The sequence below is a fragment of the Caldanaerobacter subterraneus genome (genome assembly GCF_004345675.1).
GTDB lineage: Bacteria > Bacillota > Thermoanaerobacteria > Thermoanaerobacterales > Thermoanaerobacteraceae > Thermoanaerobacter > Thermoanaerobacter subterraneus.
The window spans coordinates 18,638-44,739 of record NZ_SLWU01000021.1 but is presented as its reverse complement, the minus strand read 5'-3'; the positions used below and the strand labels follow the sequence as shown (position 1 = coordinate 44,739).

Here is a 26,102-nt window from a genome sequence, read left to right as displayed (position 1 = left end):
AAGAAAATAAAGACGAAAGAAGTGAAAGTAAGCAAAACAGACCCAGATAGCGGAATGTTAAACAAAAACGGAAAAGAAAAATGTTTTGCATATTCTTTTCATACGGCCTGCGATAAAAACGGATTTGTATTAGGAGTAAAAGTAACAGCAGCAAATGTACACGACAGTGTAATGTTTCAGGAAGTACTAAAAGAAGTTGAAAATAGGGTAGGGAAACCGAAAGCAATAGCAATAGATGCAGGATACAAAACTCCGTACATATTAAAGACAATATTTGATAAAGAAATAATACCAGCAGTGCCGTATACAAGACCAATGACAAAAGATGGTTTCATGAAAAAGCATCAGTACGTATACGATGAATATTATGACTGTTACATATGCCCACAAAATGAAATATTAACATATGTTACAACCAATAGAGAAGGATATAGAGAATACAAATCAAATCCAGAAAAATGTAGAAATTGTCCTTTAAGAGAAAAGTGTACCCAAAGTAAAGACTACACAAAGAGGATATTCAGGCACATATGGGAAGGATATGTAGAAGAAGCAGAACACCTAAGACATACACCTTACTGTAAAGAAGTATATGAGAGAAGGAAAGAGACAATAGAGAGAGTATTTGCGGATTTGAAGGAGAAGCATGGTTTGCGATGGACAACATTAAGAGGGAAAGAAAAATTGTCCATGCAAGCGATGCTTGTTTTTGCTGCCATGAATTTAAAGAAAATGGCAACATGGTTATGGAGGAGGGGCAAGAGCCCTTTGGGTACTTTAAATTTTTATCCATTATTTGGAGTTTTAAAGAAAATTTTATCCAGATATATACAGCCCCTGTTTTCGGAACTAGGAAAACAGGGGCTTAAATTTTGCTTTGTCAACAAACTGAAAGGCTTAAAAGCCTTTATTTTTCTGGCAGGGGAGACAGGACTTGAACCCGCAGCCCACGGTTTTGGAGACCGTTGCTCTACCAGTTGAGCTACTCCCCTGCGCGATTTTTATTATAGCATATAAAACAAGCCTTAGTCAATAATTTGCGCCCTTTTTTATAAATTTATTCATGAGTTTTGTTTGTGTGGTATAATTGAATAGAGGGTAAAATTAGATTTAAGCCCGCATAACAGGGGGTATACAATTTGAGGAAAAATATTTTTTGGCTTATATTAACTGCAGTAATAGTTTTTGTCATATTTTTCAACTCGAGTACAAGCCCTTTGATTGCTGCTTTTGAAGAAAAAGTCTCTTTAATAGAGCAAAGAATGAGTGATTCAAAACTTGTTGCAAATTTTTTGTCTTATTTAGAATCAAATTTTAAAGATAGGATAGTATGGGATAATGGGCGTCTTATAATTGACTTTAGAGTTAAAAAAGAGGTTGATGAAAAGCCTTCTTTAAAGGATTCTCTTGGCGGAGAGTACGTTAACCCTTTGCCGGAGGTTACTAGTGAAAAAGATATGTACGTTCTCATTAAAAATAGCTTAGAAAATACGGCAAGCGATGTGAGTTTTGTTGTAAGTCCTTCCTTTTGTGGTTCAAATTGTTCTATAGATGATGTACTGGGCAAGACATCTGAAATTGCCAAGTTGATTTTATCACATCATCCTGAGCTTGCATATGCTGATAAATGGAGTATTTCAGCTTCAACTTATAAAAGTAGTTCTTATAAAATTACGATTACTTTCAATTATTTCTATCCCCTAGACAAAGTGAAAGAGATGAAAGCAGAGACAGAGGCAAAAGCTAGAGAAATAATTTCAAAGATTACAAGTCTCAAAATGACAGATTTACAAAAAGCGAAAGCGATACACGACTATATTGTCAAACATACAAAATATGACTACAAAAACTATATAAGTGGGACAATTCCATTTGAGTCTTTTACCGCCTATGGAGTATTGATAAAAGGAGCAGGAGTGTGCCAAGGCTATACAGCGGCTTTTAATTTGCTTGGGCAGTTGGCGGGATTAGATAGTATTGGGGTTTCTGGAACTGGAATACGCAATGGGAAAGAAGTTCCCCATGCTTGGAATATGGTAAGAATTGATGGTAAAGTGAGATATATTGATGTCACATGGGATGACCCGGTTCCTGACAGAGGAGATAAAGTGATGTATACCTACTTTAACCTAACAGAAAAGCAAATAGAAAAAGACCATAAATGGAATAAAGAAGACTTTTCTGAAAAATATTTTGATTACAAATAAAGAGTCAGACAATGCTGACCCTTTATTTTAAGCTTAAAACTGTTCCAATAAATATTGGAAGATTTGTGCTGTTGTCAATTATTGCAAATATAAAAGGTCTGTTTAATTTTACTGTCTTAAAGTTTACTGGAATGCCAGCAGCTGTTATATCAACCGATGTTACAGCACCAGCTTTTGTGCCTAGTTCATCTACTGATATAAAAGTTTTATGCAGTACTTCTGAAATATACAAATTGCCAATGTCTGACTTTCCAAGCTTACTAAAATCAGCCTTGTCTGGCAAGAAAGCGTCAGTCATACCAAGGGATTCTAGAGTTTCATTCATTTTAATTGTATATTCGTATTTAAATTTTGGAAGAGAAGCACGCACAAGAGTTATTTTAGCATTTTTTATTAAATCTATGAATTTTTGGCCTGTCAATGTTTTTATATATTCGTTTACAAAAATATTTTCATCAGGGAGAATAGCCACAAAACTGTAATGGTTCTTAGCATAAGGTTTAACAAAGCCGACTGCATTCTCTTCTTCAATGTACAGGTTTTCTTCTGAGTTCATAAATTCAACTTTTTGTCTGTTCCCATACACATCAGTGAATATATCTTCATGTACACTAGCTTTTTCGTACACTGTCTCCCATTCTGCATCAAAAGCTACAGCATTAATCAGATACATGACATCTTCTGGGTCAATTTTGTTCAATATTTTGTCAATCATTCCATTTGTTTTCGATTTTACCCAGTTGTTTATGTCACTTACTGTACTGCTGTCAAAAGCAGCTTTAAAAATATCGGCTTTATAGTAATCTGCAATTATCTGAAGAAAATCTTTAGAGGGCATAAAATCATTTTCTTTGAACCATATTGAATTGGCGATAGTTAATTTTGATTTTTCTTCATTGGGAAGCTTTTTCATATACGTGTACAGGTATTTGTTTAAATCTTCAATGGAAATGTCTTTTTCCAGTGCTTTTTCCATTTGTGCAAGAGTTTCATTATCTGCTCCGTTTGCTGTCATAGCTAATGCCAGCATCGCTGAAAGGGGAGAGATTAGGGAATTTTCCTTGTCATCAATTGAATTTTTGAAAAGTTCAATTGAAAAGTCGGCTGTGTTATAGATAAACTTTTCATCTATGTTTTTTTCACTTACTGGATTTGCTTTTATTCCTTCCATCAAATTTGCAGCTTGAACTTTTGAGGTGGAAAAAGAGCATCCCGACATGTTCATAAACATTGTAATTGATACTATAATGCCAAGTATTGATGCAAAAAACTTTTTACATTTTAAAGCTTTTACGATAAATACCACTCCCTTCCTGTGTTTTCTACTAAATTAGACGAATTACCTTCTCAAATGTTCCCAATAGAATGATTTAGATAAAACAAATTGCCTAGAAAACTTATAACTTGCTTTCTAGGCAGGTATGTTTTATCTGATTTATTCATCCTTAATTCCTCCTTGCGATTGAGGATTACTTACAGGCTTGTGGGTATTTAAAAGGGCGCCTTTTATCTTTTCTTCTAATTTTTTATCCCCCTGTGAAGTCGGGATTTTACTGTTCCTTCAGGTAACCCTATTATTTCTGCAATTTCTTTTATAGAAAAGGTCTTGATTAAAATCTGAGTACAATGACAGTGCGATAATGGGGTTCTAGCGTGTAAAGGGTTTTAATCAGCAACTGTTTTAATTCCTCTTCTTCAAAGTTTTCCTCCACATTGTCTTTTTCTGATGAGAAATCTTGTTCTGTCTCCTTTATAGCTTCTAGTGATACTGTGTTTTTGTTTTTAGATAGGACGTTCCAGCAAATTCTTGTAAGAATTTTGTAAAACCATGATTCAAATACTTCCGGCTTTTTGAGCTGGTAAATTTTTTGATAGCATTGAAGAAAAGCTTCTTGTACACATTCTTCTGCAATGTGTTTTTCACCAGTGATGAGATACGCAGTTTTTAATGCCTTAGGGCTTTGCAACTTTATTAGGTGGTCAAAGGCTTTAAAATCTCCTTTTTGTATTTTTTTAACAACATTTTTTATATCCAATGTTTTGTCACCTCTTCTTTGGGAGCTCACTCTACTATATAAGAGGGGAAAGTTGATAAAAAGTTCCCTTGTAAAATATTATCGAAATTTTACATAAAATTAACAAGATTTTAACATTACTTTTGTATAATTGTGTCAAGGGGTGATGAACTTTGAAAGAGGAACTAAAGAGAATAATCGATGAAAAAACTTTAATACTTTGTTTCAACCTGTAGTTTCCCTTTTTGATGGAGAAGTTGTTGGGTACGAGGCTTTGACAAGAGGACCTGAAGGGACTATATTTTATAATCCCGAAGTTCTTTTTGAAGAAGCTAAAAAATGAACTTGCTGTGGGATTTGGAGTTGGTGACAAGGATTAAAGCCATTGAGACTTTTAACAGTTTTAAAAGCGATAAACTTTTATTTTTAAACGTAGACCCTGAGATAATAAAAGATGAGCATTTTATAAGAGGGACAACTAAAGAGATATTGCAATTTTATGGAATAAATCCTTCAAATCTGATTTTTGAAATAACAGAGAAGACTGCTATAAAAGATTATAAGGCTTTTAAAAATGCCATAGATAATTACAAGAGCCAGGGGTATAAAATAGCGATAGATGATGTAGGAGCAGGATATTCTGGACTTTCTGCAATTGCTCAAATTAAGCCCTACTATGTGAAAATAGACATGTCATTGATAAGAAACATTGATAAAGACAATTTCAAGAGAGCCATAGTAAAAGCTTTGATGGAGTTTGCCAGCAATACAAACATAAAGCTCATCGCCGAAGGCATTGAGACTGTTGATGAACTTTACACGGTGATTGAAATCGGAATTCCACTGGGACAGGGATTTTTTCTTGCGAAGCCTTCTAAAGAACTCGTATGTATAGATGAAGATGTAAAAAAGTTAATTATGGAAAGAAATGCATATGTAGAAAGGCTTAAATTTGCGTCAGCTTTTACAGTAAAAATTGGAGAAATAGCAAGGCAAGATGCTCCAATTTCGCCTTTTACTCTGGGGAGTGAAATTGAAAGAATTTTTGTTGCTAATCCAAATTTGCAGAGGATAACTGTAGTGAACGATAAAAAGGTAGTAGGGCTTATAATGAGGAAGGAATTTTTCTCTCACATAGGTACGCAGTACGGCTGGGCGGTTTACATGAAAAGGCCTATATACAAGTTGATGGACCCAAATCCTCTTGTATTTGACTATAATGTTTCGATAAACGATGTAGTAAAAGCCGTCACTACGAGGGAAGAAGATAAATTATATGATTACATAGTAGTGGAGAAAGATGGAAATTATTACGGAGTTGTGCCTGTTATTACTCTTTTAGAAAAATCAATGGAATTAGAACTTAACATCGCGAAGTATTCAAATCTGCTGACAGGACTTCCAGGAAACTTCATAATTGAAAGAAAGATAAGGAAAGTCATATCAAAAGATGAGCCTTTTTTTCTTATGTATTTTGATTTGAACAACTTCAAGGCCTATAACGATGTGTATGGATTTGAAAGAGGAGATAAGGTTTTAAAATATGTGGCTAACATCTTGGAAAGGCATTTGTATTTTTACAAAGATAGTTTCCTGGGCCACATAGGAGGAGATGACTTTGTAGCGATTGTAAAAACTTACGATGTAGAGAGGCTTTGTAAAAATATAATAGAAGAATTTGATTATAACATTGTAAGGTTTTACAGTGAGCTGGACGTTAAAAGAGGGTACATACATGCGACAGACAGGCTTGGGAATGAAGGTGATTTCCCTATTATGGGGATATCTATTGCTGTCGTAAACAATTCAAATAGGAAATTTTCTGACATCGATGAAATAAGCAGAATTGCATCTCATGTCAAGATGGAGTGCAAGAAATACAAGAAAAGCCATTATATAATAGAATCACTGGAAAAGGGAAAACAGGCTATGATATAAAAAGGTAAAATTTTTGTCATACTCCTGGTGAAATCTAATACAATGTTATAGTATAATATTATCAAGTTCGATATTTTTCGCAAGAAGCACCCCTTTCTGTGATTTTGTTTTTTCAATTGTACTGGTTGACAGGAGATGTCTCTTGTCTTTTTTATTAGCTGGGTGCAGCTTATCCGGACTTAATTAATAAGGAGGTGAGGCCATGGAATCTGAAAACAGCATTTTCCAAAAAAAGATACTGATAATTGATGATGAGGAAAGCATACAGGATGTACTCAAAACGGCTCTACAAAAAGAGGGATTCAGGCAGGTATTGTGTGCTGGCTCGGGTGAGGCGGCTATAGAGTTATGCCGGCAGGAGAATCCCGATCTCATCATTTTAGACGTAATGCTTCCAGACATAGATGGGTTTGAAGTATGCAGGAGGTTGAGGGAGATAACACTGGCTCCCATACTTTTTGTTTCCGCAAAAAGTGAGGATACGGATAAAATTCTTGGACTGGGTATAGGCGGGGATGATTATATAACAAAGCCTTTCAGCCCTAAAGAAGTTGCTTTCAGGGTAAAGGCCCAGTTGAGACGAGGTGAATATTATTTAAAACCCCAGACTGCCCAAAAAGATGCCAATTTCCAAGATATTATTTCTTTCGGTGATATTAAGATCGATACTGCCAGAGGAGAGGTTTTAAAAAATGGACAGGCTGTAACTCTTACAGCTATGGAATACGGCATACTGCTGTATCTTGTACAGCATCCCAACCACATTATCAGCAAAAAACGGCTGTATGAAGCGGTATGGAAAGAGACATATATGGGTGATGATAACACCATCATGGTGCACATCCGGCATTTGAGGGAAAAGCTTGAAGATGACCCCGCCAATCCCCGGTATATACTTACGGTGAAAGGATTGGGATACAAACTGGAAACTCGCGGTTTGCAGAAATGAGGTTGTGAGCATGAAATGGAAAATAAGTTTCGGCTTTTTGCTGACCTATACCATAACTACTGTACTCATCTTCCTTTTGATTTTTTCCTTCATATCTTTTTACATATTTGGTGGGAGTCCAGCCGGCAGAGATAATGGCCCATTTGGTTCTCCATATCAGGCTGAAAAGTTCACTCTGGATTTCAAAAAGTACATATTTGTCAGGGAAGGCATGCCCGCCGTAACCTCCGAAGGCCTTTGGGAGCTTGAAAAAAGAGGAGGATGGATACAAATACTGGACGAAACGGGTAAAGAAGTGTATAGTCACTTCAAACCTCCGGAAGCGCCCTCCCATTATACGCCGGTGGATATAGTCCATGCGTATAAATATGCAGGGGTTATAGGAGATTACAATATTTTTGTAAGTGTTTCAAAAATTGATGGTCGAGAATGGAGTTATGTCATAGGATTCCCCTATGAATACGTGTCAAGGTTTGTGTTCTATCTAAATGTTTCGAGAATATTCAATTCGTGGGAAAAAGTTTTACTTTTGGTGTTTTTGAGTACAGCTTTTGTCACCATCCTCATCAGCTATTTTTTCGGCAAGAAGCTGGCCAATCCCCTTTTTAAAATCATAGACGGCATAAAAATCCTTTCAGAGGGGGACTATGGAAAAGTTTACCCGGAAAAAGGCTTGTACAAAGAAGTATACCACAATCTGAACACACTTTCCCGGGCACTTAAGGAAGGGGAACTCCGAAAACAAAAACTTGATCGCATGCGGGAGGAGTGGATTGAAAATATCTCCCACGACCTGAAGACTCCTCTTACCTCCATAAAAGGTTATGCGGAAATCCTGCTGGAGGATTCCTACCATAAGACTTACGAAGAAAAAACCCGGTATTTGAAGATAATCAAAGAAAAAGCTGACTACATGGAACAATTACTGGAAGACCTGAGGCTTACTTACAGGCTCAAAAACGATGAACTCCCCCTTAAACTCGAAAAAGTAAACTTGGTGGATGAAGTAACAGAAATAATCATCGGCATTTTGAACGATCTACAATTTGAAGGGCGAAGAGTCGACTTCCAGTGCGAGGATAAATATATCGATTTTTGCGTAGATCGCGTTTTGTTTTCAAGGGCGGTGGGAAATATCATCTACAACGGCCTTACACATAACCCTCCCCAAACAGTTATACAGGTATTACTAAAAAAAGAAGCCAATGCGATAATATTAGAAATAAAAGACAATGGGAAGGGTATCCCGCGAGATGAACTGGAAAATTTGTTTGAAAGATACTACAGGGGCACTAACACCGGAGAAAACCCAGGGGGCAGTGGCCTTGGCATGGCTATTGCGAAGCAAATAGTGGAAGCCCATAAAGGCCATATCACGGCTGAAAGCGAGCCCGGCAAAGGAACTACGATAACCATGGTATTTTATGTAAAAGATGAATGAAGCTGCACTGCGGCTTTTTTATTTTTAAGGAAAATTTAAGGTTATCTCAAGGGTGGTTTAAGGTATAGGGTATATAATCAAGTAGGGGGATATATATCCTGAAAAATTTTTGCGGGAGGGAATGGAATGAGTGAATTAATCGTTGAAACTCAAGGTCTCACTAAAAAATACGGCAATTTCACTGCCGTTGACGGCATAGACCTCAAAGTGAAAAAAGGAGAAATTTACGGATTCCTTGGACCCAACGGTGCTGGTAAATCTACTACCATTAGAATGCTGCTGGGACTTATAAAACCTACACGGGGCGACGCGCGCCTTTTTGGCCTTTCCATTAGACAAAACCCAATGGAAATCCTAAAGAGAGTGGGAGCAATAGTGGAGTCTCCTTCCTATTACGGAAACCTGACAGCGGCGGAAAACCTGGAGATTACAAGAAAAATTCTCGGTGCCGACAAAAAGGAAATTGACAGAGTGCTGGAGATAGTCAACCTATCCCAGTGGAAAAATAAAAAGGTAAAAAATTTTTCCCTGGGGATGAAACAGCGACTGGCCATAGCCCAGGCCCTTCTCGGAAAACGAGAGCTTTTGATACTGGATGAACCCACAAATGGCCTTGACCCGGCGGGAATACACGAAATTCGTCAACTCATCAAAAACCTGCCCGGCATGTTGGGCGTCACCGTCTTGATGTCCAGCCATATCTTGAGGGAAGTGGAACTCATGGCTACCAGTGTGGGTATCATATCCCGCGGACGGCTGCTTTTTCAGGGAACACTGGAGGAATTGAAAGCCAAAAGCGAGCAGGATGTATGCATTGAAGTCTATCCGCAGGATAAGGCTTTAAAATTTTTGGAGAATAAAGGCTTAAAAGTCAAAGTGAATGACAATCGGCTTTTCATAAAAAAGAATGGCATCAATGTGGCTGCCGTAAATAAAGCGCTGGTAATGGAGGGCTTTGAGGTGACACACCTTTCGGTAGTAGCAAAAAACCTTGAAGATATTTTCCTGGAGGTAACCGGAGGTGATGCGCTTTGAGGAAGTTTTTTGACTTACTCTCGACTGATATTTTAAAGCAAAAGCGAAGCCTTATATGGCCGGCAATTTTCCTCGTACCACTTATTACAGAGACATTGCTGATTCTTGACCTTTATTTACGCAGGGATTTCCTTCTCATTCATGGCGCAAAAAAAGGGCTGAATGCCTGGCAGACCTTAATCCTGGAGCATCACTTAAGCCTTTTGTGGTTTATGATGTTGCCCATGACAGTGACAGTAGTATGTGTTGTAATATATTACACAGAGAATGCCTCTGGAGGACTGAGGTATACTCTCAGCCTTCCCGTTGGTAAAGTCAGGCTGTATCTATCTAAATGGTTAACAACTGTGGGCTTTGTCGGCTTGATGCTGCTCTGCGACACCCTTATGCTTGCCGCTACAGGCAAAATATTTCACCTGCCCGGCGATTTAGACTATCAGCTCTTTATGCGTTATTTCTTAAATCAGGCAGTGGCTGCACTGGGACTTGCGAGCCTGCAGTTGTGGCTATCCTCCATCAGCAGCAATGTTATAGTTCCCCTTGCCACAGGCTTTATAGGGATTACTACATCATTTTTTCTGGCTCAGAACCAGAATATAGCGAGGGTCATACCTTACGCCCATGTTATTTACACCATGCCCCTTCCCGGCGAGAACAACCGCCTGGCATTGGAAGGTGGGATATTTTTTGCTGCTACATTTCTACTGATAGGACTCTATTGCTTTTCAAAAAAAGATGTGACAGAATAGGGGGTAAAAAGATGAAAAAAATTATAAGATTAGAATTACTTAAGCTTAAAAATTCCAGAATATTTCTGGTAATAACACTGGCTCCTGTATTCATGGTATTTCAAGGTGTAGCCAATTTTTTAAGGTATTATGACATTTTCACCTCCAGAGGTCAGAACATGTGGTATCAGATTTATCTGCAGAGCAGTGTATTTTACGTAAGCGCTCTCTTCCCAGCGCTTATAGCCCTCATCATGGTGAGCCTGGCCAGGATAGAGTACGTCAGCGGGGGACTTAGATATTATCTGACGCTTCCCGTAAAAAGAAGCTACGTGTATGCTGCAAAACTTTTAGTCGGTTGTATGCTGTCCCTGCTGAATGTGCTGGTGTTTTCATTAAGCCTGCTGGTGGCAGGAAAAGTTATAGGCGCTCCTGGCGAAATACCTTATGACATCATACTGACAAGGCTCCTCCTGGCATATATAGCTTCGCTTCCCGTAATGATTGTAACTTTTCTTTTGAGCATAAATTTTTCACAGATGGGCATACCTCTGGGCATAGGTATTGGACTGGCTACCCCTTCTCTGCTTGTGGCCAATACCCGGTACTGGGTTTTTTATCCCTGGACTTACCCCATAATGGCGGCGTTGGGAGGAGAGCTGTTTAAAAATACGTATTTTCCCTTTGTAGCAGGACCTTTGATTTTTGTTATATTAACTTTCGCAGGTATGCGATGGTTTAAGGAAAAGGATGTACTCGATTGAGTTAATAAGGAGTTGTAACTATACCTAAAACTGCTCCCCTTATAATTGAATTAGAGGACAACTTTTGTAAGGATTCAGGATGTCCCACCACTACAACTCCGTAGTATTTTATGCCCTTTTCCTTTAAAAAACTTACTGTTCTTTTTAGATTTATCGAAGAATAACTTTGCAAATTACTGAGTTGTTCCAGCTGTTTTAAAAATTCTTTTTCGCCATCACGGCTGTCAATATAGGGGTTTCCCACCAATCTTTCTGCAAGATAGTTTTTTTCTTTATAGTCGTTTTCTTCAAAAACCAAAACAGCACCCCACATTAGCTTTAAATCCTCAGGTATAATAGTTTTAATTTCGCTGAGGGTTAAAGGCCTGTCAAAAGATAAAGCCATTTCAACGAGATTATCGTTATGTATATTTTTTAGTACATCAAACTCTCTTATAACTTTATCGTATTTTACTGCGGGATTGTAAAATTTTAATTTTGGCACGGCATAAGGAGCAAGGTATTCTTTTGTACCTTCTGGTATGGCTAAAGATTTGTCTCCTTTAAATTGCTCTCCTCTCCAGATATCAAAATCAACTGTGACTATTCCGGCAGGATAAGGCTTATTTCCTATTAACCTTAAAAGATAATATTCTTTTTGCCGCCCGAATAGCCTGACATTATAACTTTCTCCTGAAATTGCGAAGGTATTAGGTTCTGTAAATTTAACAATATCCGGATAAAAGCTATTTATGCGGTTTTCTTGATTCTGCAGCATCATTTCAGAAATTATGATGGTTAATACAAAAACACCTATGGCGATAATTAAAGAAATTATTATTATGCGAAGTATGCTTTTAAAACGAGCTTTGCGCAAAAAAGCTTTTTCGTCAAAAGGTATATCGCCTATTGGCTTATTTAAATCTGATCCCATTTAACTTTTCTCCTCCTCTTTTAAATATTCTTTTAATTTTTTTCTTAGTCTCCATACCATTGTCTTTACTGTATTGGAATTGGTTTTTAAGTAAGAGGAAATTTCTTCATTTGACATTTCTAATATGAATTTAAGGTAAAAGAGCTTTTGCTCATTGAGAGTAAGCCTATTAACTGCTTTTTTTATTACTTCTTTATTTTCAATCTGTTGAAACTCTGAAAAGGTACTTTGAGGAAAGACATTTATAATAGAAACTGTCACATCTTTTTTGGTTTTGCGCAGATAATCAGTGTATTTGTTTCGCGCCGCAGTCAAAACATAAGCTTTTAATTTTCCCTCTTGAATGCCGTCTAAATTCAAGTATGTGGAAAGCAGAGCTTCTTGGGCTATGTCTTCAGCGTCAGCCTGTGGTACACCCAATTTAAGTAAATGATAGAATGCAGCTTTGTACAAATCCTGCCACATTAACTCCTCCTCCTTATGACTTTTCATTAATAAAGACGTTTGGGGGATGAAAAAGTAAACAAATTAACAATATGCAAAAATTCGTTGTTATTTCGATTATAACTCAAAAGAGTTTGTTCTAAATCTTTTTTCAAAAAGGCAGGAAGGATTTCATACTTTTATGGAGAATATAAATCTATTATCGGCATTTTTTAAAAACTGGGCATACCAATTTTAGGTTACCTTTGTAATTCTGGATTAAAAAAGGAGAGTGTATAAGTATGAAAGAATGCCAGAAACTTATAACAGAGAGAAGGTCTATCACATTTTTTGACACGACAAAAGAAATATCCGATGACCTTATAAAAGAAGTCCTTGAGGTAGCTGCTACAGCGCCTTCAGCTAATAATCTTCAGCCTTGGGAGGTAAAAGTTATAAAGGACAAAGAAAAAAAGAAAATTCTCAAAGAAATCTGTTTTAACCAACAAAAAGTGGAAGATGCATCGGCTGTAATTGTCTTAATAGCAAATCCAAAAGCAGCTTTTGAGCATATAGACAGAGTTTTAGACAGTTCTGTAGAACTGGGGTATATGCCAAAAGAAAGGAGAGAATCAGCAAAAGAAAGGGTCCTTGAAGTGTGGAAAGATATGGAGCAAGCTAAAAGAAAGTCCATAAGAGATACTGCGCTTTTTGCAATGAATATAATGATAGTTGCAAGAGTTTATGGCCTTGAAACTCATCCTATGGATGGTTTTAATGAAGAAAAGATGAAGGAGTTTTTAGGGATAGATGTAGAAAAAATGGTACCCATGATAATAGCGATAGGTTACAAGGACCCAAGTAAAGATTTACTGCCAAGAGCCTATAGATTTAAATTTGATGAATTTGGAGAGATAATCTAATGAGTAATTACGTAATAATTTTAGTGGCTTCTATTTTAGCAGGAGCTACTAATGCAATAGCAGGTGGGGGTACTTTAATAACCTTTCCTGCTCTTGTATGGGTTGGAATAAATCCTCTATCTGCCAATATAACAAATACTGTTGCTCTTTGGACTGGTTCTGTCACAGGTGCATGGGCATTTAAAGAAAGACTGTATCAGACGAAAGAGCTTTTAAGGTTTCTGACATTGCCTTCTTTACTTGGGGGTATCTTAGGAGCTTATCTTCTTATGATAACTCCTCACAAAGTCTTTGATTTTATTGTGCCTTTTTTAGTTTTGTTCGCTACTGTGGTTTTAGCATTAAATGACAGAATAAACAAATTTAATCTGATTGATGATAGAAATAAAAAAAATAAATCATTAGTAGCCGTTTTTATACTACAGTTTCTTACTTCTTTATATGGTGGATATTTTGCAGCAGGTATAGGCATTTTAATGCTGGCAACTTTAGGAATTGCAGGTATTACCGATATACATACTGCGAATGGCATAAAAAATGTATTATCTCTTTTTATAAATATAACTTCAGGTTTGGTCTTGATTTTTAGCGGTAAAGTGGTATGGGTATACGCATTTATTTTAATGTTAGGTTTTGCTTTAGGAGGATATTTAGGGGCAATGATATCACAAAGGTTTGATGGAAGAAAAGTAAAAAATTTTGTAGTCTTATGGGGATTTATTTTAGCAGTAATGTTTTGGGTAAGAGGAGTTTAATTTTGGAGGTGTAGATGTGAAAAGAGCCTTATTTTTAATACCTGTAGTTTTATTCATATTTTTTATGTCTTTTTCAGTAGCTTATGCTAAAGACTACAGTTTAAAAGAAGCTAAAATATATTATTTTATTCAAGATAATGGGGAAATGGATGTAACAAACGATATAACTTATAAGTTTAATGGCTCTTTTTCTGAAGCATGGTTAATCATACCAACAGGGGATTATGAGATAAAAGATGTGTTAGTGAGTGAAATTAAGGATGGTAAAGAGACTCCCCTTAATTTTGACTTTGCAAAAGGTAAACAAGAGTACAAAATAACCTGGAAATATAAAGCTAATAATGAAATAAAGACTTTTAGGATTAAATATAAAGTTTTAAAAGGCTTAAGAATCTATGAGGATGTGGCAGAGTTTTATTGGAAAGTTTGGGGAAGCGCCTGGGATAAAAGTCTTCCAGCACTTTGGGTTGAAGTTAATTTGCCTTCCAAAATTGGCAATATAGATGATATAAATTACTGGCTTCATCCTAAAATTGACGGAAAGATTGGTGTAAAAAAAGACTTAAGCGGTATAATAGCTTATGCTGGCAATATACCTTCTAACCATTGGTTAGAAGTGAGGTTTGTTTTTCCTAAAAGTTATATTAAAAATCTTAATCCAAATAATGTAATCTTAGTTTCTGGCAATGGCAGAGATAAAATTTTAGCAGAGGAAGAGGCATGGCAGAAAAGAGAAGAAGAGAGGGAAATTTTATCTAAAGATTTAGAGAAAGTTTATTTAATATTACTTCCAATTTTTTTAGCATTGGCAGTATTTATACCTGTAAAAATAAAACGCAAATATGGAAAAGACCCAGAGGTTTTTTATGAAGGAATTTATGAGAGAGAAGCACCTGTAGATTGCCCTCCAGCATGGGTAGAAATGCTTTTAGAGAAGTCTGACTTTGTAACTTCTAAATCAATAGTCGCTTCTACATTAGAATTGGCAAGAAGAGGATATTTAAAAATTCAAGAAGAAGTAAAAAAAGGTGTACTGGGCTCAACATCTAAAGAGTACAAGATTATTGTAACTGATAGAGAGATAGAAGAGAGCCTAAGTGAAGACTTAAAGGCTTTGCTTTTAGAGTATAAAAAGTATGGGAATGAATTCTATACATCTAAAATAGACGGAGAAAAATTTGCAAAGTTTATAGAAAGATTTGAGGAGGTAGTCAAGGAAAAAGTTTATAATGATAGGAAATGGATTGTCACTGAAAAGTATAAAGAAGTTAATAAGTATGTAATTTTATGGTCTTTTCTAACAGTGTTGTCATTTTTGTCTCTTATTATTATCGGGTTAATACTTTTAAATGGTATGCTCATTGCTATAAACGTGTTATTTTTGATAATTTCTGTGTCAGAGCTTATATTTGTAGCTATTTATAGATTTGGCATAAAAAAATATTCTCCTGATGGTAAATTGCTTGTTTTGAAATGGAATGCTTTTAAAAAGTTTTTGAAGGATTTTTCTCTCATTTCACAGTATCCGCCTACTTCTTTAGTTATCTGGGAAAAATACTTAGTTTATGGGACAATTTTGGGAGTGGCAAAAGAAGTATTAAAAGCTATGGAAATTTTAAGAGTCCCTGTTGAGGAAATTGATTGGTATGTACCTGCATTTGCAGGAACAATGAGCGTGAGTAATTTTGTAGAAAGCTTTAATTCTTCCTTACTTGCTTTTTCACAAAGTTTTTCCCAGAATGTCATGCCATCTTCTTCATCGGGTTCATCTCATGGCGGTGGAGGAGGTTTTGGAGGAGGCGGAGGAGGTGCAAGATAAAAAAATCCCTTTGGAAAGGCCCAAAGGGATTTTTTTCAATGCTTTTCTATATAAGTCCATTTCCAGTCATTGTCTACTCCTACAGCGTGCCTTACTACGCCTTTCACATATTTTTGCTGTACATAAGCTGTTGCTGAGAAGAAAAGAGGTGATATAGGCATATCTTCCATTAGTATTTGTTCTGCTTTTTTCATGTTGTCCATGCGCAGATTGTTGTCATTGCTCTTTTTGGCTTCCAGTATTAACTTGTCGTATTCGGGATTTGAGTAAAATATTCTGTTAGGTTCCCCGCTGATTTCACTTAACCATAGGTCCATGAAGGTCATTGGGTCGTTGTAGTCTGCTCCCCATCGCGTGAGGACTACGTCAAAGTCTCCTTGTTTGTACATTTGAAGCCTGATTTTGAAAGGCACATTTTGTATTTCAACATTGACACCCAAGTTCTTTTTCCAGAATTCCTGTATTGCCTGGGATTCTCTTTTAGCTACTTCTGTATCATCTGCCAGCAAGGTTATTTTAGGCAAAGAAGTTATGCCTAATTCGTTCATTCCCTTTTGGAGAAGTTCTTTAGCTTTTACAGGGTCTTCTGTGAACAAATTGCCCACTTCTTTTCTAAATTCCTCATTTTTGCCCGGTATTCCGTAGGGTACAAATCCATAAGCAGGAATTGACCCGTCTTTTAATACATTTTCTGTAAGCTGTTTTCTGTCAATTGAAAGGCCGAATGCTTTTCTTATATTGGCATTTTTGAAAACAGGATTTTTTGTATTGAAGGCTAAAAAATAAGTAAAACCATTGGGATATATTTGTAATTCAGCATTGGGATTGTTTTTGTATCTTTCTACAAAATCTCCGGTTACAGTGATTATATCATATTGTCCATTATCAAAATTTTGGACTACAGTGTTCATGTCTTTTATCATGTCCATATGAATTTCATCTAATTTTACATTGTCCTTATCCCAGTATTTATCATTTTTCACAAGAATTATATTCTGTTCGTGGTTCCACTCTTTTATGATGAAGGGACCGCTGTAAACCAAAGTATCAGGAGTTGTGGCTATTTTATCGCCAACCTTTTCTACAAAAGATTTTTCCAAGGGAAGGTATGTTATGAAGGCTGTCAAACTTAAGAAATAAGGGGTTGGCTCTTCAAGCTGTACTTCTAAAGTTTTTTCATCCAAAGCCTTTATTCCTACCTCATCAGCTGATACTTCGCCAGCATTAAATTTTTCAGCATTTTTTATTGGAAACATTATATAGGCATAATCTGAAGCAGTTTTTGGGTCTAACGCTCTTTTCCATGAGTATTCAAAGTCGTAAGCGGTTATAGGATTGCCATCGCTCCAGTATATATTATCTTTTAGATAAAAAGTATAGGTGAGCCCATCTTCAGAAATTTTCCAATCTTTTGCAAGACCTGAACCCTTCTGAGGTTTTTCATCTGGCCCAAGCCTTACAAGGCCTTCCAGCACGGCATTTAAAACTTGAAAAGAGACTCCGTCAGTAGAAGTTTGAGGGTCTAACCGAGGAGGTTCCTCTCCTAAGTTTATTCTTAGAATTTGCTTTTCCGTTTCAGGAGAGGAAGCAGTTTTGGTTGGTTGACTGCTGCACCCCCCTAATACGGTAGAGATGATAAAAAGTAATGATACAAAAGCTGCAAGAACCTTGATTTTCATAAGATTTTATCTCCCTTTTGTTTTTAATACTAATTTTACTCTCTTTTTCATAACTGTACAACAGAAGTTTTTTGCTTACTTAAAAAATTTATGGAATTACAAAATTAGAGTACTAAAGCGTAATTTTACCTACAAAAATAGAGGATTTTCTGAGAAAATGTAGAAATATATATGTCAGGAGGGGATTTGAATGAGCAAAATTAAATGGGACGAGAGTACTTTTACGAAATTTGCCTATCTAAAAGACCCGAGAATTTCAAGGGATGGATTAAAAATAGCTTATGTCCTCACAAAGGCAGATTTGAAGAATAATGAATACAAACATACCATTGTTGTAGAAGAAAAGGGAAGCAGGAGTTTTATTGAAAATGCCACGATGCCGCGCTTTTCTCCTACGGGGAGGAAAATGATTTTTGTAAGAAAGCATAGGGATAAGGATGTTAACGAGATATTTTTATGCGATTTAAATTCCATGAGTGAAAGGAAGATTTTGGAGTTAAAGGATGTTTTGGATATAACGTGGAATAAAGATGACAGAAGAATTTTGATAACAGGGATTAAAAAAATGGAAGATGAAGACCTCATATTTGAAGATGAGGTTCCTGTCTGGTTTGATGATAAAGGATTTTTTAGCAAAGAGAAAACAATTTTTTTGGTAGTAGATGTGGAAGGTGGAGTAATTCTTGATGAGTTTTCTGCAGAAAAATTTTCTACTGCTATCTGGCATGGAGATAGAGTAATCTATAATGTTCCTAAAAAGGTGGACAATGTTCCCCAGTTTTTTGGACTTTTTGACATATACGTTTACGAGAAGGGAAAAAGAGAGAAACTGTTTGAGGATGTTTCGTATACTGCTGTAGATTCTAACGGAGAAGTGGTGCTACTTTACGGTAAACCCAGGAAAGAAAAAGACAGCGAACATGATTTTCACTATCTGTGGGACGGGAGAAAGGTTATCCCTTTGACAGAACATCTTGTGTACAATAACGGACAGGGGAAGTTAGATGAAAAGGGAAATGTATACTTTACTATGGCAAAAGAAGGGAGAATAAGTCTTTATAAGCTGAGGAGAAGAGAATTGGCTTCTATTTCAGAAGATAACTCATGGGTAGGAGAATTTGACGTTAGCGGAGACGGGAAAGTGGTTTTCACTAAAGAGACTGATATTATGCCAAAGGAACTCTATGTATGGGATGAAAGGCTTGAGCAGTTGACAGATTACAATAAGCTAGTAGTTGATGAGCTTGATGTGAAGCCATATAACAATTTTAAATACAAAAGTCTTGATTTAGAATTGGATGGATGGTACATTAAACCTGAAATAGAAGAAGGGCAAAAGGCTCCGGTTTTGGTTTTTGTTCATGGCGGTCCAAAGGGGATGTACGGGTATTACTTTAAATACGAATTTCAACTTATGGCGAATAGAGGATATTATGTGGTATTTGTAAATCCTAGAGGGAGTAATGGCTACAGCGAAGATTTCGCATTGAGAGTGCTCGAAAGAACAGGGCTAGAAGATTTTCAAGACATACTAAATGGGGTAGAAAAATTCTTTGAATTAGAACCAAACGCTGATAGAGAAAGAGTTGGAATTACGGGTATAAGCTATGGTGGGTTTATGACTAATTGGGCTTTGACTCAGAGCAAGCTTTTTAAAGCTGGCATAAGTGAAAATGGCATAAGTTACTGGCTTACGAGTTACGCTTTTTCTGACATAGGATTATGGTTTGACAGAGAAGTCATTGGGGATAATCCACTTGAAAATGAAAATTATAGGAAATTAAGCCCCATTTTTTACGCCAAAAATGTCGAAGCCCCACTTCTTTTGATTCATAGTTTAGAAGACTACAGATGTCCCCTTGACCAGAGCGTAATGTTTTATCACGTGCTCAAAAGCCTTGGCAAAGAAGCCTATATAGCTATCTTCAAAAAAGGAGCTCACGGGCACAGCCTTGATGGAACTCCTCGTCACAGGGCAAAAAGGTATAAACTATTTATGGAATTTTTTGAAAGAAAACTCAAGAGATATGAAGAAGGTTTCGATGTGGAGGGGATTTTGAAAAGGGAAGATGAATGGGAGAGAAGTTGAGTTATTAATGGGCTTTTAAATTGTGTTCTCTTGGAGGATTTTTTCTTTTTTTGTAGAAATATGTTATGAAGGTAGAAGGCCAATCATTACAGGAATAGATAAAATGGATATTCCTGCCTATGACCAAGGGGTATTTAAAAAGCTTTACCTTTTATTATAAACGAAAAAGAATAAATGAAAAAGAGATTAGTAGCGTAGCTTGTTTTAGTCGAGAGTAGAGAAAAGTTCTTTACAGGGAAGCGGGCAATTGATAAAATATGTAAAGATTAAACTTAGGGGAAGGAATATTGATTGACTTAAGTTCGGGAGGTACAATCATGAATAACAACAAGATAACTTTAAGGCAACTTGAAACCCACCTCTTTAAAGCTGCTGATATACTCAGAGGTAAGATGGATGCCTCTGAGTATAAAGAATACATATTTGGTATGCTTTTTCTAAAATATACATCAGATGTTTTTGAAGAAAAAAGGCAGGAATTAAGAGATAGATTTAAAACTATGGGATTTTCTGAAAAGCAACTTCAAGAGCTTTTAGAAGATCCAAGTTCTTATGGTGATGCCTTTTTTGTCCCTGAAAAGGCAAGATGGGGAAATATTTTGAAATTAAAAGAAGATGTTGGAAATCAGCTAAATAAAGCTCTGAGCGCTTTAGAGGAAGCAAATTCAGAGCTTGATGGAGTTTTGAAACACATAGATTTTAACGCAGTAAAGGGAAAAACCCGACTCAAAGATCAGCAACTTATTGACCTTATTAACCATTTCAACAAGTATAAACTAACACCTTCAAACTTTGAATTTCCTGATCTGCTTGGTGCTGCTTATGAGTATTTGCTAAAGGAATTTGCCGATTCAGCTGGTAAAAAAGGAGGAGAATTTTACACACCATCACATGTTAAAAAATTGATGGTAAGGTTAGTTAAGCCCCGTGAGGGCATGTCAATTTATGACCCAACTGTTGGCTCTGGTGGTTTTTTGATTGAGGCATTCCACTATATTGAGGAACAAGGACAAAACCCAAGAAACTTAGCTCTTTATGGACAAGAACTCAACGGTTTGACATGGTCTATATGCAAAATGAATATGATTTTGCACGGCATTAATGACGCACACATAGAAAATGAAGATGTGTTGACAACTCCCATGTTTTTGGAAAATGGGTACATAAAAAGGTTTGATAGAATATTAGCCAATCCACCTTTTTCAGAAAACTATACCCGCGCAAATATGCAGTTTGAAGAAAGATTTAAATATGGCTTTACTCCTGAGAATGGGAAAAAGGCAGACCTTATGTTTTTGCAGCACATGATTGCAAGCCTGAAAGATGACGGAGTAATGGCAACAGTTATGCCCCATGGAGTTTTGTTCAGAGGTGGACAGGAAAAGGTTATAAGGGAAGGGATTGTAAGAGATGATCTAATTGAGGCAATAATAGGACTGCCGCCGAAGCTTTTCTACAACACTGGAATACCAGCTTGTATTATTGTGATTAATAAAAACAAGCCAGAACATTTAAAAAATAAGATTTTGTTCATAAATGCAGATAGAGAATACGGAGAAGGTAGAAATCAAAACTTTTTAAGACCGGAGGATATAGAAAAAATAGTCACAGTATTTGAGGAGAAAAAAGAAATACCTAAATACTCAAGGCTAGTTGATATAAAAGAAATAGAAGAAAATGATTTTAACCTAAATATCAGACGGTATGTGGATAATTCTCCAGATCCAGAAATTGAAGATGTTCATGCACATCTTTTTGGTGGTATACCCAAAAAAGAAGTATCACTTTATGCAGAACAATTTAAAAAATTTAAGTTGAGTTATGATATTTTACTAACAGAGAAAAGTGCAGACTATTTAGAATTTAAGAAAGACATTACCGATAAGAATCAAATTAGAGAGTTAATTGAAAACTCTGAAGAAGTAAAAATTACCATAACAAAACACAGGGAAAAACTTTTGGATTGGTGGCAAAGTATAAAGCCTGAAATTGAACAGTTTTTTGGCAGAAATAATCTTTGGAAGTTTAGAAATGAAGCTTTGAAAAAGTTGAAAGAAAGTCTCTTGCCAATTGGAACGTTTGATGAGTTCAAAATAGCGGGCATATTTGCAAATTGGTGGGAAGAACTTGTTTATGATTTTAAAAGTATAGTTTCTGCTGGTTGGAATAGGAATTTGGTTGAAAGAGAAAGGATTAAGGAAAAATATTTTAAAGAAGATGTAGAAGAGATTGAAGAACTTGAAAGCAGGCTTGCAGAACTTGAAGCAGATTTAAGTGAGCTTTTAGAAGAGGTTGAAGATTGGGATGAAGAGCAGCAGGGAGATAAAACTGCAAGCAAGGTCAAAGAGTTTCTGAAGGACTTGGTTAAAGATTTAAGATCAAAAGACAGCGAGGCTGCAAGAAGGGAAGCAAGAAAATGGGAAGATTTGTTAGAAAATATTGCTCAAAAAGAAAAGGAAATTAAAAAGGTGAGAAGTGAGATAGGCAGAAAGCAAAAGGAAATTGAAAATAAGATTGATGAAAAGATTGAATCTATTACCGAAGAAGAAGCAAAAGAGCTTTTGCTCGAAAAGTTCTTTGAATTAATTAGCAATCAACTTGAAAAGTACTTAAATGCAGAGAAAAAAGAACTGATAAAGATTTTTGAAAAGCTTTGGGATAAATACAAAGTTTCTTTGCAAGACTTGAAAGCTGAAAGAGGTGAAGAAATCAAAAAATTGGAGGAATTTTTACAAAGGCTGGGATATTGCTATGAGTGAAAATGTTAAATTGCCTGATGGATGGAAAAGAGTAAGGTTAGGGGAGGTTATAGAACGAATAGGAGATGGTGGAACTCCTCCTCGTTCAGATAAAACTAATTTCGATGGTGATATTCCTTGGGTGGTTATAGAGGATATTAAGAAAAGGATTTACGATACCAAGGAAAAATTAACTAAAAAAGGACTCAAACACTCAAATGCTAAAATATGGAGAAAGGGAAGTATCATATTGTCTTTTGGAGCAACAATTGGAGTGGTTGGAATTGCAGAGGTTGATCTTGCAACTAAACAGGGGATAGCAGGAATGGAGCTAAAAAATGACGAAGTTTTTAACTTATTTCTTTATTTTGTTCTAACAACCAAAAAGAATGAACTATTAAGACTCGCAAATCAAACTACAATATTAGAAGTAAGGCCCAATGTTTTTGTGAATAAATTATCTTTTCTACTTCCCCCTCTTCCCGAACAACGTAAAATCGCAGAAATACTTGAGACAATTGATAATGCAATTGAAAAAACTGACGCTATTATAGAAAAGTATAAACGCATAAAGCAAGGTTTGATGCAAGATTTGCTTACTAAGGGAGTGGTAAATGAGGGTGAGGGTGAAAGTGAGAGGTGGAGGTTGAGAGATGAGAATATTGATAAATTCAAGGACTCACCGCTTGGGAGGATTCCAGAGGAGTGGGAAGTGGTGGATGTCTACGGACATGTCAACTTAATTAATGGAGGAACTCCAAGCACAGCAAGGCCCGAGTTTTGGAATGGAAGTATACCTTGGCTATCTGTAGAAGATTTTAATATAGGCAAAAGATGGGTTTTCTCAAGTTCAAAATACATAACTGAATTAGGTTTAAAGCAAAGTGCAACAAAGCTACTTAAAAAAGGTATGTTGATAATATCTGCACGCGGTACTGTAGGTGTGTTAGCACAACTTGGGGCGGATATGGCTTTCAATCAGTCATGCTACGGCCTTGATGCAAAAGATAAAATGAAGCTCTCCAATGATTTCCTATATTATGCTTTAAAACATTTTATTACTTCATTTTTATCATTAGCATATGGAAATGTATTTAATACAATTACGAGAGAAACCTTTAAGGAAATTTTAATTCCTCTTCCACCTCTTCCCGAACAACAACGCATAGCTTCAATTTTATCTCAAATAGATGAAGTCATAGAGAAAGAGCAAGCCTATAAGGAAAAACTTGAAAGAATCAAAAAAGGCTTAATGGAAGATTTGCTAACAGGCAAAGTCAGGGTAAACCACCTTATTGAGGAGGAAGAAAAATGAACAGTGATATACAAGTAATTCTACAAGAACGAAAAAATTATTTAGTGGAAAAGTTCGGAGTAATTGAAATTGCTATCTTTGGCTCCTATGCAAGAGGCGAACAAAGAAAAGATAGTGATGTAGATATCATTGTTGATTTTAAAGAGGGTTACAAAACTTTCGATAATTATATGAATTTGAAATTCTACCTTGAAGAACTTTTTGGTAAAAAGGTTGACCTTGTGATTAAATCAGCTATAAATCCACGTCTAAAGCCTTTCATAATGGAGGAGGTTGCAACAGTTGAAAATAGTTATGCAAAAGAGTATAATTTTAATTAGGTGATGATGGGTGTTATTAAGTATGCAAAAAGTAAAAGAAATATACTCAATCAGTCGAAGGACACTTATAAACTGGGAGAAAGAGGGGTTAATTACCCCTGTTAGAACCCCAAAGGGTAGAAGAAGGTATAAAAAAGAAGATATAGAAAAACTACTGGGTATGATAGAAGAAAAACCAAAGCCAACCGTTGTTTTGTATGCAAGGGTATCAACAAAAAAGCAAGAAGAGTACCTTAAAAACCAAATTAGAAGACTTGAAGAATATGCCAATTCTCAGGGGTGGCAGTATGAGACTATATTTGAGATAGCAAGTGGAATAAACGAGAACAGAAGGGGACTGTTGAAACTTTTGAACAAGATTAAGAGAGGAGAAGTTGAAAAAGTTGTAGTGGAGTATCCTGACAGACTTGCAAGGTTTGGATTTGAATATCTTAAGTTTTTCATGGAGAGTTTTGGGGTAGAACTTGTAGTGTTAAATGGCAGAGAAAACGAAGAAGAAATTAACAGAGAACTGGCAGAGGACTTAATAGCAATAGTAACATCTTTTGCAGCAAGGATTTATGGGCAAAGAGGTGCCAAAGAGCATGGTAACAGTTCAAGCCAAGCTAACTTTTGACAGCAGCCAAGATAAGCAAAAAGTCCTGGACCTTATGAGAAGATGGTCATCATGCATGAGGTATGCATACAAGAGGTTACTTGAAGGGCATAAAAGAAATGAACTCAAAAGAGAGCTGCAAGGAATTTTTAATCTAAATTCCCGATACGTTGATGATGCAATAATGAAAGCAAAGAGCATTTTGACCTCATGCAAAGAAAGAGGAGAAAATCCTGAAAAGGTCATTTTTGGTGGTAGGCAGCTTTTTGAAAAACTAAAGAGGCGACACATAAACGGCAAGGTATATAGGAAACTACAACGGGAGTGGCAGGAGAAAAGGAAGGGGAATCTGTACTCAAGAGGAGACAGGAGCAAGAAGGGGAATCTCAATACAAGGATTGAGACAGATGAAGATTGTACAAGACTTAGAATCAACGTAGGAGAAAGGGAGTACGTATATGCGAGAATACAGCCTGGATGGAAGATGAAAGACGGAACGTACACAGACAGGAATCAACTGCTGCAGGCGATAAGTACTTCTGGAGAACCCTACTCTGTCCAGCTGAAACTTAAAAGTGGTGTAGTATATGCCTACTTTGCAATTGAAGAAGTTTTCCCACAGCCTGCAATAACAAAAGCGAATGGGGTTATAGGGATAGACACTAACGCATATCCAAAGAATATTGCATGGGTAGAAATGGATGAGCACGGACAGTTTCTGGGATATGGTGCGATACCAATGCCAGAGCTTGAGAGTGGGAGCTTTGAAAAAAGGGAGTATTACAGGTGGCAGTATGCACACATGATAGTACGAATGGCGAAAGAGAAGCAAAAAGCCATAGTGATTGAGAGCCTTAGCATACAGGACAGGGGCAGAAGAGGAGACTTTTCAGGCAGAAAATCAAGACGGATAAGACACTATTTTGGGTACAGGTCACTTTTGGAGAAGGTAAAACTTTTAGCAAAGCGAGAAGGGATAGAGGTTATAGAAGTAGACCCTGCATACACTTCTGTGATAGGAATTTTAAAGTATGCACCGCAGTTTATGGTGACAAAGGATGTAGCTGCAGCGTATGTAATAGCGCGAAGAGGACTTGGCTTGAGAGAAAGGGTACCGCACAATTATATGCTACTTCTCAGTAAGCTTGATGTAAACAACCTGGAAGAGCTAAAAGAGTATGTGAGGAAGGTAGTCAAAAACAAACATCTGAGGAGAAAGCAACTCAGAGAGATAGATAGGGTGATAGGGATATTACAAAGCTCTGGGGGTGAGCCAGGGAGGCTATCCGTGCCTCTGGATGGAACAAGTGCGGGTAGTCGTGGCAAAAACCACAATCTCTGGCGAGTTCTCAGGGTAGCGGTGGTAACGCCACTTTCCCCTGACAGGGTGTTGCGTGACATGTCTGTCCTGAAATCGGTATTGATTTCAGGGCAAGTGGGGAAGACCTGAGAGGGC

22 protein-coding genes, 1 tRNA gene and 2 pseudogenes are annotated in these 26,102 nt (G+C 36.6%); 18 read left to right on the top strand and 7 right to left on the bottom strand.

All coding sequences use genetic code 11. The annotated features are described in order from the left end of the window. Positions 1-891, top strand: a pseudogene (locus EV203_RS09845) (IS1182 family transposase); the annotation flags it as partial. A 25-nt stretch (positions 892-916) separates the two neighbouring features. Here EV203_RS09845 and EV203_RS09840 read toward each other — a convergent pair. After that, positions 917-992, bottom strand: a tRNA-Trp gene (locus EV203_RS09840). 147 nt (positions 993-1,139) lie between these two features. On the opposite strand from EV203_RS09840, the gene EV203_RS09835 reads away from it, so the two are divergent. After that, complete coding sequence (locus EV203_RS09835; protein WP_132040355.1) at positions 1,140-2,207, top strand: transglutaminase domain-containing protein; 1,068 nt, start codon at positions 1,140-1,142, stop codon at positions 2,205-2,207. Between the two features lie 22 nt (positions 2,208-2,229). Here EV203_RS09835 and EV203_RS09830 read toward each other — a convergent pair whose 3' ends face one another. The 3 genes from EV203_RS09830 to EV203_RS09820 all read right to left on the bottom strand — a co-directional run bounded on the left by EV203_RS09830 (position 2,230) and on the right by EV203_RS09820 (position 4,243). Then, on the bottom strand, positions 2,230-3,513 hold the full coding sequence (locus EV203_RS09830; protein WP_243700656.1) for a serpin family protein: 1,284 nt from the start codon (positions 3,511-3,513) through the stop codon (positions 2,230-2,232). Positions 3,514-3,725: 212 nt separating this feature from the next. Further along, on the bottom strand, positions 3,726-3,803 hold the full coding sequence (locus EV203_RS14320; protein WP_424945278.1) for an RNA polymerase sigma factor: 78 nt from the start codon (positions 3,801-3,803) through the stop codon (positions 3,726-3,728). 14 nt (positions 3,804-3,817) lie between these two features. Beyond that, complete coding sequence (locus EV203_RS09820; protein WP_165911606.1) at positions 3,818-4,243, bottom strand: RNA polymerase sigma factor; 426 nt, start codon at positions 4,241-4,243, stop codon at positions 3,818-3,820. Between the two features lie 199 nt (positions 4,244-4,442). Between EV203_RS09820 and EV203_RS14145 the strand changes: the two genes are divergently transcribed. From EV203_RS14145 to EV203_RS09785, 7 genes are all read left to right on the top strand, one after another. Then, positions 4,443-4,565, top strand: a complete 123-nt coding sequence (locus tag EV203_RS14145) for a hypothetical protein (RefSeq protein WP_132040351.1) — start codon at positions 4,443-4,445, stop codon at positions 4,563-4,565. Next, positions 4,562-6,160, top strand: a complete 1,599-nt coding sequence (locus EV203_RS09810) for a GGDEF domain-containing protein (RefSeq protein WP_132040349.1) — start codon at positions 4,562-4,564, stop codon at positions 6,158-6,160. The genes EV203_RS14145 and EV203_RS09810 overlap by 4 nt, the downstream gene beginning before the upstream one ends. Before the next feature lie 202 nt (positions 6,161-6,362). Continuing rightward, a complete protein-coding gene (locus EV203_RS09805) occupies positions 6,363-7,109 on the top strand; it encodes a response regulator transcription factor (protein WP_132040347.1) in 747 nt (248 codons plus the stop codon). A 10-nt stretch (positions 7,110-7,119) separates the two neighbouring features. Continuing rightward, a complete protein-coding gene (locus EV203_RS09800; protein WP_132040345.1) occupies positions 7,120-8,550 on the top strand; it encodes a sensor histidine kinase in 1,431 nt (476 codons plus the stop codon). 126 nt (positions 8,551-8,676) lie between these two features. Further along, a complete protein-coding gene (locus EV203_RS09795; protein ID WP_132040343.1) occupies positions 8,677-9,585 on the top strand; it encodes an ABC transporter ATP-binding protein in 909 nt (302 codons plus the stop codon). Beyond that, a complete protein-coding gene (locus EV203_RS09790; RefSeq protein WP_132040341.1) occupies positions 9,582-10,334 on the top strand; it encodes an ABC transporter permease in 753 nt (250 codons plus the stop codon). The genes EV203_RS09795 and EV203_RS09790 overlap by 4 nt, the downstream gene beginning before the upstream one ends. Positions 10,335-10,345: 11 nt before the next feature. Next, on the top strand, positions 10,346-11,077 hold the full coding sequence (locus EV203_RS09785; protein WP_132040339.1) for an ABC transporter permease: 732 nt from the start codon (positions 10,346-10,348) through the stop codon (positions 11,075-11,077). A gap of 1 nt (position 11,078) precedes the next feature. Here the strand turns inward: EV203_RS09785 and EV203_RS09780 are convergent, their stop codons facing one another. Continuing rightward, complete coding sequence (locus EV203_RS09780) at positions 11,079-11,990, bottom strand: sigma factor regulator N-terminal domain-containing protein (protein WP_132040337.1); 912 nt, start codon at positions 11,988-11,990, stop codon at positions 11,079-11,081. Continuing rightward, entirely contained in the window at positions 11,991-12,455 is a 465-nt protein-coding gene (locus EV203_RS09775) for an RNA polymerase sigma factor (RefSeq protein WP_132040335.1), read from the bottom strand. Positions 12,456-12,715: 260 nt separating this feature from the next. Between EV203_RS09775 and EV203_RS09770 the strand changes: the two genes are divergently transcribed. From EV203_RS09770 to EV203_RS09760, 3 genes are read left to right on the top strand one after another with little or no spacing between them, the layout of a single operon-like run. After that, on the top strand, positions 12,716-13,336 hold the full coding sequence (locus tag EV203_RS09770) for a nitroreductase family protein (protein ID WP_022587990.1): 621 nt from the start codon (positions 12,716-12,718) through the stop codon (positions 13,334-13,336). Further along, complete coding sequence (locus EV203_RS09765; RefSeq protein WP_009610091.1) at positions 13,336-14,091, top strand: sulfite exporter TauE/SafE family protein; 756 nt, start codon at positions 13,336-13,338, stop codon at positions 14,089-14,091. Before EV203_RS09770 ends, EV203_RS09765 begins: the two co-directional genes overlap by 1 nt. Positions 14,092-14,107: 16 nt before the next feature. Continuing rightward, the gene (locus EV203_RS09760) at positions 14,108-15,910 is read left to right on the top strand and encodes a DUF2207 domain-containing protein (RefSeq protein ID WP_132040333.1); all 1,803 of its coding nucleotides are present in this window, start codon (positions 14,108-14,110) and stop codon (positions 15,908-15,910) included. Positions 15,911-15,945: 35 nt separating this feature from the next. Here the strand turns inward: EV203_RS09760 and EV203_RS09755 are convergent, their stop codons facing one another. Then, a complete protein-coding gene (locus tag EV203_RS09755) occupies positions 15,946-17,589 on the bottom strand; it encodes a peptide ABC transporter substrate-binding protein (protein ID WP_132040331.1) in 1,644 nt (547 codons plus the stop codon). Between the two features lie 190 nt (positions 17,590-17,779). Between EV203_RS09755 and EV203_RS09750 the strand changes: the two genes are divergently transcribed. The 6 genes and pseudogenes from EV203_RS09750 to EV203_RS09725 form a co-directional block, all read left to right on the top strand. Further along, the gene (locus tag EV203_RS09750; protein WP_132040329.1) at positions 17,780-19,678 is read left to right on the top strand and encodes an alpha/beta hydrolase family protein; all 1,899 of its coding nucleotides are present in this window, start codon (positions 17,780-17,782) and stop codon (positions 19,676-19,678) included. Positions 19,679-19,995: 317 nt separating this feature from the next. After that, positions 19,996-22,437, top strand: a complete 2,442-nt coding sequence (locus tag EV203_RS09745; RefSeq protein WP_132040327.1) for a type I restriction-modification system subunit M — start codon at positions 19,996-19,998, stop codon at positions 22,435-22,437. Further along, positions 22,430-23,731, top strand: coding sequence for a restriction endonuclease subunit S (locus EV203_RS09740; RefSeq protein ID WP_207910883.1), 1,302 nt, complete (start codon positions 22,430-22,432; stop codon positions 23,729-23,731). The genes EV203_RS09745 and EV203_RS09740 overlap by 8 nt, the downstream gene beginning before the upstream one ends. Then, the gene (locus tag EV203_RS09735; protein WP_132040325.1) at positions 23,728-24,051 is read left to right on the top strand and encodes a nucleotidyltransferase family protein; all 324 of its coding nucleotides are present in this window, start codon (positions 23,728-23,730) and stop codon (positions 24,049-24,051) included. Before EV203_RS09740 ends, EV203_RS09735 begins: the two co-directional genes overlap by 4 nt. Before the next feature lie 10 nt (positions 24,052-24,061). Next, positions 24,062-24,667 (top strand): IS607 family transposase, encoded by a 606-nt coding sequence (locus EV203_RS09730; RefSeq protein WP_132040323.1) that lies wholly within the window; start codon positions 24,062-24,064, stop codon positions 24,665-24,667. Then, positions 24,636-26,094 (top strand): annotated as a pseudogene (locus EV203_RS09725) (IS200/IS605 family accessory protein TnpB-related protein); the annotation flags it as partial. The gene EV203_RS09730 and the pseudogene EV203_RS09725, both read left to right, overlap by 32 nt. Between the last annotated feature and the right edge of the window lie 8 nt (positions 26,095-26,102).

Excerpts from the sequence above, each read along its gene's own strand:
- EV203_RS09810 (WP_132040349.1), top strand. The coding sequence starts at position 4,562 with ATGAACTTGCTGTGGGATTTGGAGTTGGTGACAAGGATTAAAGCCATT.
- EV203_RS09805 (WP_132040347.1), top strand. The coding sequence starts at position 6,363 with ATGGAATCTGAAAACAGCATTTTCCAAAAAAAGATACTGATAATTGAT.
- EV203_RS09800 (WP_132040345.1), top strand. The coding sequence starts at position 7,120 with ATGAAATGGAAAATAAGTTTCGGCTTTTTGCTGACCTATACCATAACT.
- EV203_RS09795 (WP_132040343.1), top strand. The coding sequence starts at position 8,677 with ATGAGTGAATTAATCGTTGAAACTCAAGGTCTCACTAAAAAATACGGC.
- EV203_RS09785 (WP_132040339.1), top strand. The coding sequence starts at position 10,346 with ATGAAAAAAATTATAAGATTAGAATTACTTAAGCTTAAAAATTCCAGA.
- EV203_RS09780 (WP_132040337.1), bottom strand. The coding sequence starts at position 11,990 with ATGGGATCAGATTTAAATAAGCCAATAGGCGATATACCTTTTGACGAA.
- EV203_RS09775 (WP_132040335.1), bottom strand. The coding sequence starts at position 12,455 with ATGTGGCAGGATTTGTACAAAGCTGCATTCTATCATTTACTTAAATTG.
- EV203_RS09770 (WP_022587990.1), top strand. The coding sequence starts at position 12,716 with ATGAAAGAATGCCAGAAACTTATAACAGAGAGAAGGTCTATCACATTT.
- EV203_RS09765 (WP_009610091.1), top strand. The coding sequence starts at position 13,336 with ATGAGTAATTACGTAATAATTTTAGTGGCTTCTATTTTAGCAGGAGCT.
- EV203_RS09755 (WP_132040331.1), bottom strand. The coding sequence starts at position 17,589 with ATGAAAATCAAGGTTCTTGCAGCTTTTGTATCATTACTTTTTATCATC.
- EV203_RS09750 (WP_132040329.1), top strand. The coding sequence starts at position 17,780 with ATGAGCAAAATTAAATGGGACGAGAGTACTTTTACGAAATTTGCCTAT.
- EV203_RS09745 (WP_132040327.1), top strand. The coding sequence starts at position 19,996 with ATGAATAACAACAAGATAACTTTAAGGCAACTTGAAACCCACCTCTTT.
- EV203_RS09740 (WP_207910883.1), top strand. The coding sequence starts at position 22,430 with ATGAGTGAAAATGTTAAATTGCCTGATGGATGGAAAAGAGTAAGGTTA.
- EV203_RS09735 (WP_132040325.1), top strand. The coding sequence starts at position 23,728 with ATGAACAGTGATATACAAGTAATTCTACAAGAACGAAAAAATTATTTA.